The following is a 16,189-nucleotide window of genomic DNA, read 5'->3' as shown; positions in this document are numbered from 1 at the left end:
GATAGATGAGCGATATGGAGCATTATGATTTGGATATCGACCGGTCGGCGGGCAGCAAGAAGCAGACGCTGGCGCGGCTGATCAAGTACGCGCTCGGCTTCAAGACGCAGCTGCTGCTGGCGCTGCTAATGCTGGCCGTCGCGGTGACTGCTGAATTGGCCGGTCCGTTCGTCGCGAAGCGGATGATCGACCTGCACATTTCCGGAATCGAGAAGCCCTGGTTCCGCGCGGAATCGGCCGGCGCCGCTGCCGTCACATTCGACGGGGCGGCCTACAAGCGGGAGGACCGGTTCGGGGAAGGGGAATCGAAAGGAGCGGAAGTCCGGATTGTTCAGGCGGGCACCGCCTACTACTTTATAGATGGCAGCATCGCCTTCGACGGCTCGCGCTCCGTGACGGAGCGGGGGGAGGTACGGATTCAGTCTGGTGCCGAATCCCGCACATACGAAGCGCGCCAGTTGACGGCGCAAGAAACGTTCAGCTTTTTCCGCCCGGAGATTGCCGGCATGATCCGGCTTTGCTGGTTTTACTTCGGCCTGCTGGCTGTATCCGCGCTGTTCTCCTACGGCCAGCGCTACTTCCTGCAGTCTTCGGCGAACCGGATTATCCGGGATATGCGGACAGACGTATTCGGGCAACTGAACCGGATGCCGGTCCGCTACTTCGACAATTTGCCGGCAGGCAAGGTCGTCTCCCGGGTAACGAACGATACGGAGACGATCCGCGAGCTGTACGTTACGGTGCTGGCGAACTTTTTTACTGGGGCTTTGTATATGGCCGGCATCTTTGTAGCTTTATTTATTCTCGATGTGAAGCTTGCCGCCATTTGCCTCTTCATCCTGCCTGTGCTGGCCGTCTGGATTTACGTATACGGTCGCAAGGCCAAACGCTACAACCGGACGATCCGGTCCGCCGTCGGCGAAATCAACGGCGTGATCAACGAATCGATCCAAGGAATGCCGGTCGTTCAGGCGTTCGGAGGCGAGAAACGGATCGAGGCGGAGTTCGAAGCGATTAATTCCAGACTGTTTACGTTCCGCAACAAGCTGCTGAACTTAAATTCGTTCACCGGTCACAACCTGGTCGGGGTTATCCGGAACATCGCCTTCGTCGCCGTCATCTGGTATTTCGGCGGCACCGCCTTGTCGGGACCTGGGGCGGTCGTGACGCTGGGCGTCTTGTACGCGTTCGTCGATTATTTGAACCGGCTGTTCAATCCGATCGTCAACATCGTCAATCAACTGCCGAATCTGGAGACGGCGCTCGTCTCCGCGGAGCGGGTATTCGTGCTGCTGGACGAGGAAGGCGAGGATGTGTCGGACCGGAGGATGGACCGTTTCAAGGGTGACGTCAAGTTCGACGACGTATGGTTTGCTTACAAGGAAGAGGAGTACGTGCTGAAAGGAATCGGCTTCGAGGCGAAGCAGGGGCAGACGGTGGCGCTGGTCGGGCATACGGGTTCGGGCAAAAGCTCGATCCTGAATCTGCTGTTCCGGTTTTATGACACGGAGCGGGGGACGATCTCGATCGACGGCACCGACATCCGCCAGGTGCCGAAGCAGACGCTGCGCCAGCATATGGGCATCGTGCTGCAGGACCCGTTCCTGTTCACGGGTACGATCGGCTCGAATGTGTCGCTTGATGACCCTTCGATCACACGCGAGCGTATCCTGAAGGTGCTTGCCGACGTCGGTGCGGACCGGCTGCTGGAGCATCTGCCCAAAGGCATCGACGAGCCGGTGATCGAGAAGGGGAGTACGTTGTCCGCCGGCCAGCGGCAGCTGATTTCGTTCGCCCGCGCGCTGGCGTTCGATCCGGCGATCCTGATTCTGGACGAAGCGACGTCCAATATCGACACCGAGACAGAGGCGCTGATCCAGAAAGCGCTCGAGGTCGTCAAGAAGGGGCGGACGACGTTCGTCATCGCGCACCGGCTGTCGACGATCCGCAGCGCCGACCTCATCCTGGTCCTCGACCGGGGCCGGATCGTCGAGCGCGGCAGTCACGACGAGCTGATGAAGCGGCAAGGCAAATATTATCAGATGGTCCAGATCCAGCATGGGGACTTAGCCCCGGCCGGAATCGGCTAGATCGGCCGCAAGGCGGACCATGTACGAACTAAAAACGCTCTGGCATCCGCATGATTTGCGGTCAGCCGGAGCGTTTATTCGTATTGCCGGATGGGGGGCCCGCAGGCGTAGTTCCTTGGCGGGCTCGCCGCGCGGTTCCGACGATCCACAGGAGCAGCGGCAGGAACAGGCCGAACGTTTGAATATAGGGAGGCCATATTTTGCTGTCCCACATTTTGACGTATTGGGTATTGGGATACATCGTCAGCGACATGACGACGATCAGCACGCAGAGGGGGGCGATCAGCACCGAATCGTCCTTCAGCTGGAGCAGTTCGCCGATTCCTTTTAACCCCGCGTAAAAATAAACGATCAGCTTGTAAAATAAAGAAATGATCCATAACGTCGCGACAATAACCTCGATGCGGGTCAGGAAGTTGGCGATATCGATTTTTTTCGCGAGCGCATAGCTCGGGTATACTTGCTGCAGCGTGTTTTGCAAGCCGAGCACGGACGTGCATACGACCGTGATGATCAGCAGGTAGGCGCCTCCCGCCAGGCTGCCGAGGTAAAACGCTTTGACCGCTTCCTTGCGCGTCGCGTCGACGATGCGGGGGAAAATCATCATAAAATAAACGAGCGGCATGCTCGAAAAGCTGACGTAGTCCAGCATTCCGCCTAAAATCGGCTTCATTCCGCTGACAAAAGCAGGCTGTAAATGTTCCGTCTTCATATTGGGCGCCACCAACACGATTAAGGCGGCAAACAAGAAGAAAAAAGCCGGATACATCACCTCGGAGGCGCGGGCCAGCGTACCGATGCCGCAGCGCATCCCCATCCATACGACGAGCGCGAACAAGATATGGATGACATATGCGGGAGTGTCGTCCATTGTTTGCGTAACAATAAACATGCCCAAATAGCTGATCAGCGAAGCCGCGCCGACGATGATCGCGGTCGCTGCGAATAGAACGGATACGGCCGATCCGAGCCATTTGCCGAGCCATTTGCGGTTCAGCTCCACGATTGTGGAGCCGGGCGCAAGCTTGGCGACTGCGCTGTACAGCGCGATCAATCCCAGGCTGAAAACCATGCCGAGCGCAATCGAGATCCAGGCGTCCTGCCCGGCTTGGGATGATATGCTCAGCGGGATGAACAGGATCGAGCTGCCAACCGTAAAGAGAGTGACTAGATGCTGCAACTGGCGGGCGGTTATTTTCCGTGGATTCATCGGTCTCTCCCTTCCGGATCATGTCAGCAGGCCGAATAACCAATTGCTGAACGGCTTATACACGAAGGCGATCCAGTCCAGCGGATTGGGGACAGGCAGGCGGAGGCTGTGCGCGATGCCGAGGCCGACCGAGACGGCCAGGAACGTATAAAACGACGCTTTCTCCCGCATCCCCAGCTTTCTCAGCTTCGGCAGCTCCAGCCAGACAATCGCTATTCCTGCCGTCATGATTCCGAGAACTGCCAGCATAAGGGTCACCGCTCCATCTTGTTAATGAAAGAATTGCTCTGCGTGCCGGTTCTTAGCGTGCTGACTTGAACGTTGTATCGTACGGGCACTTCCGGGAATAGGTTGTCCCAGTCGTTCTCCAGGCGTTCCCACTCCTTCGGGCTGCTGCGGCGGATCGCATCGCCGAACCCGAAAATGTCGGACTTGTACTTTTTCTGGGCGCGCTGTACGGTTTTCTCTACGATCGACTTTATCTTTTTTTCGCCCACTCGGTCCATCTTGTTCATTACGTCCGGATCGGTGATGTCGATATCGCACGCGACCTCCCCCACATTTTGGTCGATGCGGATCTCGATCGTAATCTCGGGCTGGCCGTCGGTCACTTTTCCCGACAGCTTCGTTTTGGTCCGGATGACCTCGACGTCCATCTTCCCGCCTCCCGGACACGGAAGCACCCCGACCGTGCTTTTTACCCGGTTCGAGATGTAGTTGTAGCCTTTGCTTTCCTCTTCGTTTAACCAGCCGACCAGCTTGTCTGCGCGGAATACTCCGATCGTCGAGTATTTTAGAAAGGCGCTCGTCCGGGTCGCCTTTAAATGATCGACCTTGATGCCGGCCTCCGCATCTCCGAGAACCCGGACCCCGGTTAAAGTAGCTTCCTTGCCTTTGACCATCAAGTCGGACAACAGCTCGTCTAGGAATATGCCGATCGTCGGCGCCCATACGCTTTCCGACGTTTGCAGCGTCTTGTACAGGAAGTTGGCCGGCACTTTCTCCAGCGGCTGCAAGATGCTTAGCACTTGCTTCGCCTCCGTATCCCGGGCGATGATCACGTAGAAGTCGGTGCGCATCTCGTGATCGCGGGCGAATACGTCCAGTACGTTCTGAATGCCGTCCTTGGCCACTTCTTCGCCGATAATCAGGATGCGCAGATGCGACATGTAGATTTTACGCGGAGTATGGGTCGTCATCCGCCGGAATATTTCGAACAGCGTGTCTCCCGTTTCTTCATAAATCGTCACGGGGGAGCTGTCGCTTCCTCCTTTACGGGCCGCGATCTCCTGCGGATTGACAATTTGAACCGATAACCGGTACCGTTCTCCTACCTTGTCGATGCCGATCCCCAGAGCGATGGACAGATCGTTCAGCTCCCTGCGGTTCCAGCAGCCCGTCAGCAGGGCGACCGCCAGCAGGCTGATTAGTATCGTTGCCGTTATCCGCTTCATATTGGCCCCCGATTATGCTTATTCTCGTTGATGGCCTTGTCCTCCCGAAGGAGAAGGCGAAGGCGGACTAACGCCGTTTGGCTTCATGCCGTTCTCGTCCGGGGCCGGGCCGCTTCGACGGTTCATGGACCACCAAGGGACGCGGACGATGTTATCTTTCTGCTCCTTGGCGTTAAACGGGGCGATGGGCGACATATACGGAATGCCGAACGACTGCAGGTGGCATAAATGCAGAACAAGCGCGATCATCCCGACGATAATTCCGAAGAAGCCGAACGAGGCGGCCAGCCCCATAAAGACGAACCGCAGCAGCCGGACGGAGATGCCGATCTCGAAGCTGGGAAAAATAAATCCGGTAATCGCTGTAATCGATACGATAATGACCATCGCCGGAGAGACGAGACCGGCTTCGACGGACGCTTGCCCGAGCACGAGAGCGCCTACGATCGAGATCGCCGTTCCGACGGCCCGGGGCATCCGGACGCCCGCTTCCCGCAGCAGCTCGAACGTAATCTCCATCATGAGCGCTTCGATAAAAGCGGGAAACGGGATGCCCTCCCGCTGGGCGGCCAGACTGATCAGCAGGGAAGTCGGAAGCATCTCCTGATGAAAGGTCGTGATCGCGATATACAAGGCGGGAGCCAGCAGCGAGATAAACAAGGCGAGATACCGGAGCGCGCGCAAAATTCCGAAATCGGCGCGGTGATAATAATCTTCCGGGGATTGCATAAATTGAGTGAACAGCCCGGGAACGAGCAGGACGAACGGCGTCCCGTCGACGATTACCGCCACTCTTCCTTCCAGCAGCGCCGCTGCGACGACATCCGGGCGTTCGGAATTGTTGACGGTCGGGAAAACGGTGAATGTCGAATCCTGAATAAACTCCTCGATATAATTGCTTTCCAGCACGCTGTCGATTTTGATGGCTCCGAGCCGCTCGTGCAGCTTCGCCAGCACGTCTTCCTTGACGAGCCCATTAATGTACATGACGGCCACATCGGTTTTCGTGACGCTGCCAAACTGTTTCATCTCCAGCCACAGGTTCGGGTCTTTGATCCTTCGGCGGATCAGCGAGATGTTCGTATGAATCGCTTCGGTAAACGCGTCCTGCGGTCCGCGGACGACTGTCTGCGACACCGGCTGGGATACCGGGCGCAGATCGCCCCCGCGGGTGTCCACGACGACGGCCACATCGGCCCGATCGGACCAGACGACGGTATCGCCGGACAAGATAGCCCTTTGAATCGCGTCGAAATCGGTTTTGCAGCTTACATCACCAACAGTTATGGCGAGATGGTGCATAATGCTGCCGGAATCGTCCGGGTCGATCGAGCCGCTGTGCAGCAGCATCGATTCCATCAGACGGAAAACCGCATCTTTGCTGACCAGCCCGTCCATATACGTAATCGTAAGCTTGCCTTCCCCTGTTTGATTTAACACCAGTTCCCGTACGATCAAGTCGTTGCTGTTCCCAAAGTTCGATTTCAGCTGGGCCAGATTTTGCGCAAGGGAGTGGTGAATGTTCATGACGGCTCCTCGAAGTTGTTTTATCCCCAGTATGTACCAAACGGTTTCACTTTATAATCTGGCGTATATCCGCCGGTCAATTGGAAAACATTAATCCGTATAAAAAGCGCGGGGATGGCAAAGAATGACCGGTCGCCGCCGGCAGGGAGGGGAAGCATGGAACGGGGAATTGTAACGGCTCGTCAATTCGCAATGCTTGTCGTCCTGTTCGTCATCGGAGACACGATCCTGTACTTGCCGGCCAAAATCGTGCAGGAAAGCCAGCAGAACGCCTGGCTGTCGGGCTTGCTCGGCATTGCCGCCGGTCTGGTGATCGTATCGGTATACGGCGTCCTTGCCGGACGGTATCCGCGTCAACATCTGCTAGATATGTACGGATCGGCGTTCGGCAAGCTGGCCGGACAGGCGCTCGGGTGGGCGGCGGTGTTGTTTTTCACGCTTGATTCCGGCATTGTTCTCTGGCAGGTAGGCGATTTTATGGTAACTCATATTATGCCGGAAACGCCGATTCAGTCGTTTCTCATTTTGTTTATGGCGGTTGTCGTATGGGGATACCGACTCGGGCTCGGGACAATCGTCCGTTCGGCGGAAATCTTTTTTTATCTGGTCATCTTTCTCTTTGTCGTGCTGATCGTGCTGCTTATTCCCGAGGTGGAGCCGAAACGGCTGCTGCCGGTGTTCAACAAGGGGGCGAATCCGGTGCTGAGAGGCGGCGTTTTGCTGGTCGGTTATTATTGCGAGGCATTTATTTTAATGATGCTGCTCCCTGCCGTGGGCTCCCGGCGGCCGATCGGAGGAGCTTATCGGATCGGCATGCTGACCGGCAGTTCGGTGCTCGCGGTCACCATCCTGACATGCCTTCTTGTGCTTGGAGCGCCTGTTACGGGCTTGCAGCTGTTTACCTCGTTCGTACTGGCCAAAAAAATCAGCATTGCCGATTTTCTGGAACGGATCGAAGTGTTTATGGCGTCGCTGTGGTTCCTTACATTATTTGTAAAGTTGTTTCTGTGCTTTTATGCGGCCGTCTTAGGGACGACCCGTCTGCTGAAGCTGAAGGACGACCGGGTATTGTCCTTGCCGTTTGCGTTCCTGACTGTCGTGTCCTCGTTCGTTATCGTGCCTACGAGCATTTACTTCAATCAGTTCATTCAGCACACGTGGTGGGCATTCAGCGCAACGTTCGGGTTATTGATTCCGGTTGCGATGCTGGGAAGCGCCTGGGTCCGCTCCTTGTCTCCGGTAAAAAAATAACTGCAGGGCGTCGATGACGCATATTCGGACCGGGAGGAAGGAAATCTATTCAGGAAAACGATTCTAGAAACAAGCCGGGAGGGTATAGGCAATGGCTTTGATTCCGCACGATTCGTTTCGTAATCTGGAAGGCTGGAGACGTGATCTGGACCGTCTGTTTAACGATTTTCCGGCCTTTGTAAAAGGCGATCAGCAGTTCGGCGCCCATCGGATCGACATCCACGAGACCGAGCATGAAGTGGTGGCTACCTGCGATTTGCCGGGACTGGAGAAAAAGGAAGACGTGCATATCGACATTGACGGCAATATGTTGACAATTGCCGGAACCGTCAATCGCACTCACGAGGTGAAAGACGAGCAGATGCATCGGCAGGAGCGGTTTTACGGCCGGTTTCACCGGTCGGTTACGCTGCCCGCCGCTGTGAACGAAGAGGCGATTAAAGCGAGTTACCGCAACGGCGTGCTTGAGATCCGCATGACCAAGCTGCAGCCTCCTCCGAAGAAAAAGATCGATATCGAGTTTCACTAGAAGTGCAACAAACCTCAGAAGCGCAGCACCCCCCAAACCGGCCGCTTTGGCCGTGGTTGGGGGGTGTTGTTTTTTTAAAACGTTAAAGAATGTTTAAATTCAATAAAGCGTTAAGCGGTAAATTGAAACATTCATTACGAAGAAGCCTCCGCTTACGCAGCGTCATTCATCGTGGAAGGGGGGCGTTTAGAAGCTTTTCTTAAAAGAGATCAGAATGTTTATGTTCTTCACCGTGTTAAAGCGAAGATGAGCCCGGAATGTAAGCTAAACCATACTCTAACGGACATGGTGAGACTTTCGATTCATTATGAACAACCGAGTGGAAAGTGAAGAGATTGCCTTCTGGTGAGTTTTGTCTGGAACCCCAAACCTTAAAATCCTTTAAAATCAAGGGATTCCGGACAACCTGTCTGAGCAGAAGAAGGCAACTTTTCACTTGGAACGGCCAGTTAACACTTCTACACATTTAATCGACAGTCTCATGGTGGAGGCTATTTCGCTAAAAAACAGTTTGTTAAAATGTAACGGTCACCACAGCGCTTATTTATTCCAAACCACCTCTAAAGTAACATTTCTCACCAAATAGTTGCATCCATGTCCACTAGAAACCAATTGGATCGAAATTCACCGTAATAACGACCGCTGTGTCCGTTAGAGTTCTTGTTCTCTCAGGTTCGATGACTAACTAACGAATCAGATCGTACTTATGACTGAAATACGACGTTATTCCAGACTTAACGAATCCAGGCATCGCTATCGAACCGAAAGTGGAAAAAAACGATCCGATTTGGCGGGAATAACGATACAAGAGTTCGTTACAAATTCAAACGTCCGCATTCGGCTCCGATAACGAATGCGGGGTTCGTTAGCCATACCACCGCATGAAGGCAACACGATTGAGAGCGAGCGGCTGGAGCGAAGGTATCCATTCCCTTCCACGCGCTGACGTATGGGTTTGCATGTCAAAGAGAAGGGTGTAAGCCTCGCTTTACAGTGAAATTGGGGTCCTCTAATATTCACCCCTGATTTTCGTTGACATTTTCCAGTGATTTGAAATAATGAATGGAAAGGCTTGCAAGCGAAACGACGGTATCCGCCGTCTGTTTATGTGGAGGTGCTTCAGCTCATGGCAAATGCCGAACGTGTCAGCCTGCTCTGGCTGTCGGAAGATTTAAAGGAACAGTACAGGGACGTCGTGCATATTTCCCCGTCGGCCATAACCGATCTGGGAATCGACCGGATCGTGCAGGAACTAAGCTTTCATTACAGCTATTCGGACTTTATCCGGCAGCACCTGCTGCAATTGTGCGCGGACTCAGGCACCATTTCGTACCGTCTCGATATTATGGAAGATTTCTGCTCCGTCTCCGGACTTGGCGACGACTTCGAGAAATTGCTGCCCGTTCTTCATAAGCTGGGTACTTACAATCATTCGAAATATATGAAAAATGCCGAGCCGCTGCGCAATATAGCTTGGCAGCTGGAGATATTGGGCCTATACGTCGAATGCGTTTCCGGGCTGAACCGGATCTTGACCGAATATAAGTCGGAGATTCGTTCCGAGGGGCTTCAGCGTTTGCTTCGGTTCACCGAGCAGTTGATGGAGGGAGATTCGTTTCAGGCGCTTGTTGAGGAGCTGCCCGACTTCCAGAACAAGCTGCAAAGCATGTCGAGCGTGACGATCCGGATCGACTTGGATTACGAGTTTAAGCCGGCCGACGCGGTTATTGTCGCGCTCGAATCGAAGACGGTGAAGAAGCGTCCCCTGGTGTCCCGATTGCTGGGACTGAAGTCCGGCGAGGAGTCGTACGAAGGCGTTTCCTTGCATCAGCCGGTCCGCAAGCTGAGCCACACGCCCTTGGACGCGGGGATGTCCAAAATCTTAGTGGAGCTGTTTAACGACTCGATTATCCCGATTGGGAACGCGCTGAAGAAATATATCGATCTAAATACCAGGATCGTTGCCGATCTGGAGGCGGAGCTGGGGTTTTATATCGGCGCCTCCCGGTTGACGCACAGAATGAACGCCGCAGGATTAAAGATGTGCAAGCCGGAAACGGCCGCCCCGGATGAGCGGATCTGCCGGCTCGAAGGAATGGCCGACCTGATTTTGTCGATCGGCTTGACCCGCCAATATCCCGGAATGGATCTTAGCCATTCGATCGTCGCCAACGATGTCGAGTTCGGCCCGGACGGCAGAATTTTTTTGCTGACAGGCCCCAATCAAGGCGGCAAAACGACCTATACCCGGGCGATCGGAATCGCTCAGTTGCTGTTCCAGGCCGGTATCTTCGTGCCGGGACGGAGCGGGGCGATCAGCCCGGTTGACCGGATTTTTACTCACTTCAGCGAGGAGGAGAAGCCGAATATCAACAACGGCCGATTGGGAGAAGAATCGAAGCGGATCAGCATAATTTTCGGCGAAGCAACCCGGACCAGTCTTATTTTATTAAATGAATCGCTGTCGAGTACGAGCCATGCGGACAGTATGCATCTGGCCCGGGACGTAGTCAAAGGGATGCGCGTGTTAGGGTGCCGGGCGGTGTATGCCACGCATTTGCTGGAGCTGGCCGCGGGCGTGGAGCGGATTAACGAAGAAGTGGAAGGCGACAGCAAGCTGATCAGTATGGTCGCCGGTGTCGAGCGGTTGGGATCGGGGGATGGCCGGCCTGCGGCAGCCAAAGGGAAACGGACCTACCTCGTGAATCCCGGACCTCCGAGCGAACTCAGCTTTGCGAGGGATATCGCGGAGCTGTACGGGATCAGCTTCGAGCAGATCGTAAGCTCGCTGAAGGAGCGCAAAGCGATCGACCCCTAGGACGGCGGTCTGTCGGAATGTCGGAAATAAAACGAGAGAGCTTTCGCACTAGCCGCTTTGCGGGTGTGGAAGCTCTCTTGTTGGGATTCGGTCCGGGGAGAAGCTGCGGCAGCGCTTACGGCTGCCGGATCTGGACCGCGCTTAGTACCCGTCGGTCGTGCGGCCCATTTCCTCGGCCATCTCCACGCCCTGCTGTTCAGACACAGACCCGAGGCGGCCCGGCTCGGGGGAAGCCTTTGCCAGCGAATCGGCCACTCTGCGGCCATACTCCGGGTCGGCCTGCCGGAAATGCTCGATCATCTTGTCGCGAACCGCCGGCCGGCATACGAGCAGGGCGCCCGTCAAGTTGCGGATCAGCTCGTCCCGCTCCCAATCCCCGAAGCTGCGGTACGTTTCGCCCGCTTGCTTGAAGTCGTTCGCACGTTCGATTTTGCGTCGTACGAGCTTCTCGTTGTACGCCGGCTCGTGCTCTTGGCCTGCAGGTTTCGCTTCGCGAAGCCCGCCGATCGAGGAGGGCTCGTAGTTTACGTGCGGGTCCTGATCCGGGGCCCGGTCGACGAAATACGTCATCTGCCCGTCCCGCTGGTTTGTCGCCACATGTTTTTTGGGAGCGTTGATCGGCAACTGCAAGTAGTTTGTCCCGACCCGGTGGCGCTGCGTATCCGAATACGAAAACGTCCGTCCTTGCAGCAGCTTGTCATCCGAGAAATCGAGCCCGTCCACCAGGACGCCCGTGCCGAATGCGGCTTGTTCGACTTCGGCGAAGTAGTTTTCCGGGTTTTGGTTCAGCACCATTTTGCCGACCGGGAGGAAGGGGAACTGTTCTTGGTCCCACAGCTTGGTCGGATCGAGCGGATCGAAGTCGAGCTCGGGATGCTCACCGTCGCTCATGATCTGGACGCTCAGCTCCCACTCCGGGAATTCACCGCGTTCGATCGCTTCGTACAAGTCTTGGGTGGCGTGACTGTAGTTTTTTCCTTGAATCTCGCCGGCTTCCTGCTGGGTCAGGTTGCGGATCGGCACGTTCAGCGGCTCCCAATGGTATTTGACCAGCACGCCGGTGCCTTCCGCGTTCACCCACTTGTATGTATTAACGCCGGAGCCCTGCATCTGCCGGTAATTGGCCGGAATGCCCCAGGGCGAGAAGAGGAAGGTGACCATATGGGTCGATTCGGGCGTATTGGACAGGAAGTCGAACATTCGTTCCGGATCGTTGATATTTGTAACCGGGTCGGGCCTGAACGCATGCACCATGTCCGGAAACTTCAGCGGATCACGGATAAAGAAAATTTTCAGGTTGTTGCCGACCAGGTCCCAGTTGCCGTCCTCGGTATAAAATTTGACGGCAAACCCTCGCGGGTCGCGCAGCGTCTCCGGAGAATTGCCCCCGTGAACGACAGTGGAGAAGCGGACGAATACCGGCGTACGGGTTCCCGCCTTCTGGAACAGCTTGGCCCGGGTGTACTTGGACACCGGCTCGCCGCCGGCTGTGCCATATGCTTCGAAGTAGCCGTGGGCGCCGGCGCCCCGGGCATGCACGACCCGCTCGGGGATGCGCTCCCGGTCGAAGTGGGAGATTTTCTCGAGAAAATGGTAGTTCTCCAGCGTGGAAGGTCCGCGGTCGCCAATCGTCCGGATGTTCTGGTTATCCGTAATGGGATGGCCTTGCCGGTCGGTAAGCGTCATCCCGTCTTCCTGCGGGGCGAACCGCCGGTCGGTCGGGCCTCCTGCACCGCTGATATGCGTTCCGTGTGTCGTCTGATCCGAGTTCATGCTTCAATCCTCCTGGGTAAAATCATTAATCCTACCCATTTTCTGCCTATACGCTGAGGATTATGCATGATGCGGACGGCGAACCGATGGAATAGCTAGAATCGTTGGAATCGCTGGAATCGGTGGAGCTGCTGGAACCGCTGGAATCGGTGGAGCTGCTGGAACCGCTGGAAGGGCTGGAAGAGCTGGAATAGCTGGAATAGCTGGAATAGCTGGAAGGGCTGGAAGGGCTGGAAGGGCTGAAACTGCTGAACCCCGAGCAATCCCGAGGAACCCCGAACAACCCAAAGCAACAGAGCAACCCCGAGAACCCCGAGACCCCCAAGTAACCCAAGTAACCCAAGTAACCCAAGTAACCCAAGTAACCCAAGTAACCCAAGTAACCCAAGTAACCCAAGTAACCCAAGTAACCCAAGTAACCCAAGTAACCCAAGTAACCCAAGTAACCCCAAGCAACCCAAGCAACCCGAGACTCCCAGCCCCCAGAAACTCATAACCCCCCTCGGCACAGGCAAGCAAGATAAGAATAAGAGTCTCTGGAGACCGCTATTTTCCACGATTTCCGCCGATAGGGGAGAATAGCGGACGATAGAAGCTCCTATTACCAGCCTAATCGGCTTAAAACTTAATTTATGTGAAAATAAGAGCTTCAAACATCCGCTATTCTTGTCTGGCGCCCAAGTTTGTTGAAAATAAGAGGTGTAAAAAGCTCTTAATGATGCTGTCGCCGAGATAGCAGATTGCGCGAATGGTAATATTCGTTAGACGCGGTTTGCGAACATCCCGACCCAAGCGCATTACGGAGCCGATGTCTGACAAAAGTGCGGACTAGTTTTTGAATGTAGATTGGGATATGTAATAATTGGAAGTTGGATAACCGAAGACCGGGACTCATACGAGTTTGCCGCCCAATTACACGCCGCCTAAAGTCACATATTGCCTAAAGTACCCCTAGCAATTACCCGCCAACGAAAGAAACTCCCGTGCAAAGCTGCTCCCGCCGCTGATTCACTCTCCGCGTCAAATTGCAGCTCCGTGCAAGAACCGGCTTGCCCGGATGAGCGCCGGGGAGAACGGCATGTGTCAGGGAGCCGCCTGTGAGGAAGAGGAAGCTGTCTTGGAGCGGGCGACTGTATGCTGCCGTAGACGTTCGACTGTTTACTGCCGTAGACGTTCAACTGCTTGCTGCCGCAGACGTTCCTCTAAGGCAGCATCTCCAGCAGCCGCTGGGCCGCAGCCGACAAGGGCACGTCGCGCAGCGTGACCAGCCCGACGTTGCGCGGGGGCAGCGGGTCGGCGAGCCGTACCTCGCTCAGCGTCCCGTCGGCCAGCTCGACCCCGACGAATTCGCGGATGACACAGGCGATGCCGAGCCCGATGCCGGCGAACTGGACGAGCAGCTCGATGCTGCCGAGCTCGATCTCCGGCTGCAGCCGGACGCCCTTCGATTCCGCGAACGCATCGACATAGCGGCGTATGCTGCTGCCTCTCTCCAGCATGAGCAGCGGCAGCGCCGCGAGCTCGTCCCACGATCGGGGCGACTCGGGATCGGGCCGCCCGGTCCGGCCGGCGACGAAGCAATCGTGCAGCTGCATGCTTTCCCGGATATGGAGCTGCCGGTCGTCGCTATGCATCGGCAGGTTGACGATGCCGAAGTCGATCCGCCCTTCCTTGAGCAGCGCGATCGTTTCGCGTGACGTCCGGTTCGTGACTTGAATTTTAAGCTCCGGATACTGCCTGTGGAACGAGTCCAGATGTGGCAGCAAATAGTAACGGCACAGCGTGTCCCCCGCGCCGATCTTCACTTCGCCGGCCATTAGATTGCGCATCTCGGCAATTTTTTTCTCCCCGTTCTCGAGAAAATGGTGCGCCTGGGAGACGAATTTGTACAACACCTCGCCTTCGGCCGTCAGCTTCACCCCGCGGGAAGTCCGGAAAAAAAGCGCGCCTCCGAGCCGGAACTCTAGCTGCTTGATCGAATGGCTCACAGCCGGTTGCGTAATAAACAGCCGTTCGGCCGCTTTGGAGAAACTGCCGGTTTGCGCGACCTCGTAAAACGCCCGGTACCATTCCATATTTTCAATCATTGGTATCAATCCTTTTTATATCTCAGATTATTATTATTCATTTCATTTATAGGGACATATTCATTATAATTTGTGTTGCAGGAATATGACAAGAACGGAAGGGGTAATGCGGTGTGCCAGTAACGGCGATCGTAGGAGCCAATTGGGGAGACGAAGGCAAAGGGAAAATAACGGATGCGCTCGCGGGAACGTCCAAGTACGTCGTCCGCTTTCAAGGAGGCAGCAACGCGGGGCATACGATTATAAACGAATATGGCAAAATTGCGCTGCATCTGCTGCCCTCGGGCGTCTGCCGTCCGGGTACGATTAATGTAATCGGGCCGGGCGTGGCGTTTCATGCCGGTAATTTTTTCGCGGAGCTGGACAATCTGGCAAACAAAGGAGTGCCGGAGCCGGACATCCGCCTGTCCGAACGGGCGCAGCTCGTGCTGCCGTACCATATTTTGTTCGATGAGCTGGAGGAGGAGCGGCTCGGAGCGAGGCAATTCGGCTCGACCAAAAGAGGCATTGCGCCTTTTTATGCGGATAAATATTTAAAGCTTGGCGTCCAGGTGGCCGATTTGTACGACCCGGATCGTTTGCTGGAGCGGCTGGAGACGGCGCTGGAATCGAAAAATGTGCTGCTGCCGCACTTGTACGGCAAACCGCAGCTTTCGGCCGGAGAGCTGGCGGAGCAACTGCTTCGCGACGCCGAAAAGCTGAAGCGTTACGTCTGCAATACGACGGAGCTGTTGCAGCAAGCGTGGAGGCAAGGAGAGTCGATTCTGGTCGAGGGTCAGCTCGGCGCGCTTCGCGATCCGGACCACGGCATCTACCCGTACTCGACGTCCTCCTCGACGCTGGCCGGCTTTGCGACGGTCGGCGCGGGGCTGCCTCCGTACGCGATCGACCGTGTCGTGGCCGTAACGAAAGCGTACTCCAGCTGCGTCGGCACCGGTCCGTTCGTCACCGAGCTGCACGGAGAGGAAGCGGAGGAGCTGCGCAAGCGCGGCGGGGACGCCGGCGAATACGGCGTAGTCACGAAGCGGCCGCGCCGGGTCGGGACGTTCGATGCGGTAGCGACGCGTTACGGCTGCATGGTGCAGGGGGCGACCGAGGTGGCTTTGACGAATTTGGACGTACTCGGTTATTTGGACGAGATTTCGTTTTGCACCGCTTATCGGACCGATGCGGGAGAGACGAACGTATTCCCGGTTAACGCCAAGCTCGAGAGGGCGCAGCCGGTGCTGGAGAAGATGCCCGGATGGCGGACCGATATCTCCGGCGTCCGATCGTTCGGCGAACTGCCGGCCGAAGCTCAGGCGTATGTGCTGCGGCTCGAACAACTGATCGGGGTGCCGGTGAAGCAAATATCGGTAGGCCCTCATCGGGATCAATTGTTCACACGGTAAAACGGTACGTGAACAAACCGGCCGTTTCCTTCAAGTCAGGAAGGGAGCGGCTTTTTGGT

Annotated in this window: 11 protein-coding genes; 5 read left to right on the top strand and 6 right to left on the bottom strand. The window is 56.0% G+C overall.

Going from position 1 to position 16,189, the window contains the following annotated elements; all coding sequences use genetic code 11:
- The first annotated feature begins 14 nt into the window (after positions 1-14).
- Positions 15-2,090 (top strand): ABC transporter ATP-binding protein, encoded by a 2,076-nt coding sequence (locus PV433_RS26410; protein WP_332075100.1) that lies wholly within the window; start codon positions 15-17, stop codon positions 2,088-2,090.
- A 61-nt stretch (positions 2,091-2,151) separates the two neighbouring features.
- Here the strand turns inward: PV433_RS26410 and PV433_RS26405 are convergent, their stop codons facing one another.
- The 4 genes from PV433_RS26405 to PV433_RS26390 are packed head-to-tail and all read right to left on the bottom strand — an operon-like array spanning position 2,152 to position 6,281.
- A complete protein-coding gene (locus PV433_RS26405) occupies positions 2,152-3,300 on the bottom strand; it encodes a GerAB/ArcD/ProY family transporter (RefSeq protein ID WP_332075023.1) in 1,149 nt (382 codons plus the stop codon).
- 18 nt (positions 3,301-3,318) lie between these two features.
- Positions 3,319-3,549 carry a hypothetical protein gene (locus PV433_RS26400; protein WP_332075022.1) on the bottom strand — a complete coding sequence of 77 codons (231 nt, stop codon included), beginning with the start codon at positions 3,547-3,549 and terminating at the stop codon, positions 3,319-3,321.
- 5 nt (positions 3,550-3,554) lie between these two features.
- Positions 3,555-4,754 carry a Ger(x)C family spore germination protein gene (locus tag PV433_RS26395; protein ID WP_332075021.1) on the bottom strand — a complete coding sequence of 400 codons (1,200 nt, stop codon included), beginning with the start codon at positions 4,752-4,754 and terminating at the stop codon, positions 3,555-3,557.
- An 18-nt stretch (positions 4,755-4,772) separates the two neighbouring features.
- The gene (locus tag PV433_RS26390) at positions 4,773-6,281 is read right to left on the bottom strand and encodes a spore germination protein (RefSeq protein ID WP_332075020.1); all 1,509 of its coding nucleotides are present in this window, start codon (positions 6,279-6,281) and stop codon (positions 4,773-4,775) included.
- A gap of 156 nt (positions 6,282-6,437) precedes the next feature.
- On the opposite strand from PV433_RS26390, the gene PV433_RS26385 reads away from it, so the two are divergent.
- From PV433_RS26385 to PV433_RS26375, 3 genes are all read left to right on the top strand, one after another.
- Positions 6,438-7,532 carry a GerAB/ArcD/ProY family transporter gene (locus PV433_RS26385; RefSeq protein ID WP_332075019.1) on the top strand — a complete coding sequence of 365 codons (1,095 nt, stop codon included), beginning with the start codon at positions 6,438-6,440 and terminating at the stop codon, positions 7,530-7,532.
- 91 nt (positions 7,533-7,623) lie between these two features.
- Positions 7,624-8,061, top strand: a complete 438-nt coding sequence (locus PV433_RS26380; protein ID WP_332075018.1) for an Hsp20/alpha crystallin family protein — start codon at positions 7,624-7,626, stop codon at positions 8,059-8,061.
- A 1,126-nt stretch (positions 8,062-9,187) separates the two neighbouring features.
- Positions 9,188-10,879 carry a MutS-related protein gene (locus tag PV433_RS26375; RefSeq protein ID WP_332075017.1) on the top strand — a complete coding sequence of 564 codons (1,692 nt, stop codon included), beginning with the start codon at positions 9,188-9,190 and terminating at the stop codon, positions 10,877-10,879.
- Between the two features lie 141 nt (positions 10,880-11,020).
- On the opposite strand, the gene PV433_RS26370 is transcribed toward PV433_RS26375, so the two are convergent.
- On the bottom strand, positions 11,021-12,565 hold the full coding sequence (locus PV433_RS26370; RefSeq protein ID WP_442951577.1) for a catalase: 1,545 nt from the start codon (positions 12,563-12,565) through the stop codon (positions 11,021-11,023).
- 1,289 nt (positions 12,566-13,854) lie between these two features.
- Positions 13,855-14,739 (bottom strand): LysR family transcriptional regulator, encoded by an 885-nt coding sequence (locus PV433_RS26365; protein WP_190930935.1) that lies wholly within the window; start codon positions 14,737-14,739, stop codon positions 13,855-13,857.
- A 113-nt stretch (positions 14,740-14,852) separates the two neighbouring features.
- On the opposite strand from PV433_RS26365, the gene PV433_RS26360 reads away from it, so the two are divergent.
- Entirely contained in the window at positions 14,853-16,130 is a 1,278-nt protein-coding gene (locus PV433_RS26360) for an adenylosuccinate synthase (RefSeq protein ID WP_332075015.1), read from the top strand.
- Positions 16,131-16,189 lie beyond the last annotated feature (59 nt).

It is taken from the genome of Paenibacillus sp. GYB004, assembly GCF_036577605.1.
GTDB classification, from domain to species: domain Bacteria; phylum Bacillota; class Bacilli; order Paenibacillales; family NBRC-103111; genus Paenibacillus_AB; species Paenibacillus_AB oceani.
Note: the sequence above shows the minus strand (reverse complement) of the source record. Positions and strands in the feature narration are given on the sequence as shown.

Coding starts and splice junctions, on each gene's coding strand:
- PV433_RS26410 (WP_332075100.1), top strand. CDS start 15: ATGGAGCATTATGATTTGGATATCGACCGGTCGGCGGGCAGCAAGAAG.
- PV433_RS26405 (WP_332075023.1), bottom strand. CDS start 3,300: ATGAATCCACGGAAAATAACCGCCCGCCAGTTGCAGCATCTAGTCACT.
- PV433_RS26400 (WP_332075022.1), bottom strand. CDS start 3,549: ATGCTGGCAGTTCTCGGAATCATGACGGCAGGAATAGCGATTGTCTGG.
- PV433_RS26395 (WP_332075021.1), bottom strand. CDS start 4,754: ATGAAGCGGATAACGGCAACGATACTAATCAGCCTGCTGGCGGTCGCC.
- PV433_RS26390 (WP_332075020.1), bottom strand. CDS start 6,281: ATGAACATTCACCACTCCCTTGCGCAAAATCTGGCCCAGCTGAAATCG.
- PV433_RS26385 (WP_332075019.1), top strand. CDS start 6,438: ATGGAACGGGGAATTGTAACGGCTCGTCAATTCGCAATGCTTGTCGTC.
- PV433_RS26380 (WP_332075018.1), top strand. CDS start 7,624: ATGGCTTTGATTCCGCACGATTCGTTTCGTAATCTGGAAGGCTGGAGA.
- PV433_RS26375 (WP_332075017.1), top strand. CDS start 9,188: ATGGCAAATGCCGAACGTGTCAGCCTGCTCTGGCTGTCGGAAGATTTA.
- PV433_RS26370 (WP_442951577.1), bottom strand. CDS start 12,565: ATGACGCTTACCGACCGGCAAGGCCATCCCATTACGGATAACCAGAAC.
- PV433_RS26365 (WP_190930935.1), bottom strand. CDS start 14,739: ATGATTGAAAATATGGAATGGTACCGGGCGTTTTACGAGGTCGCGCAA.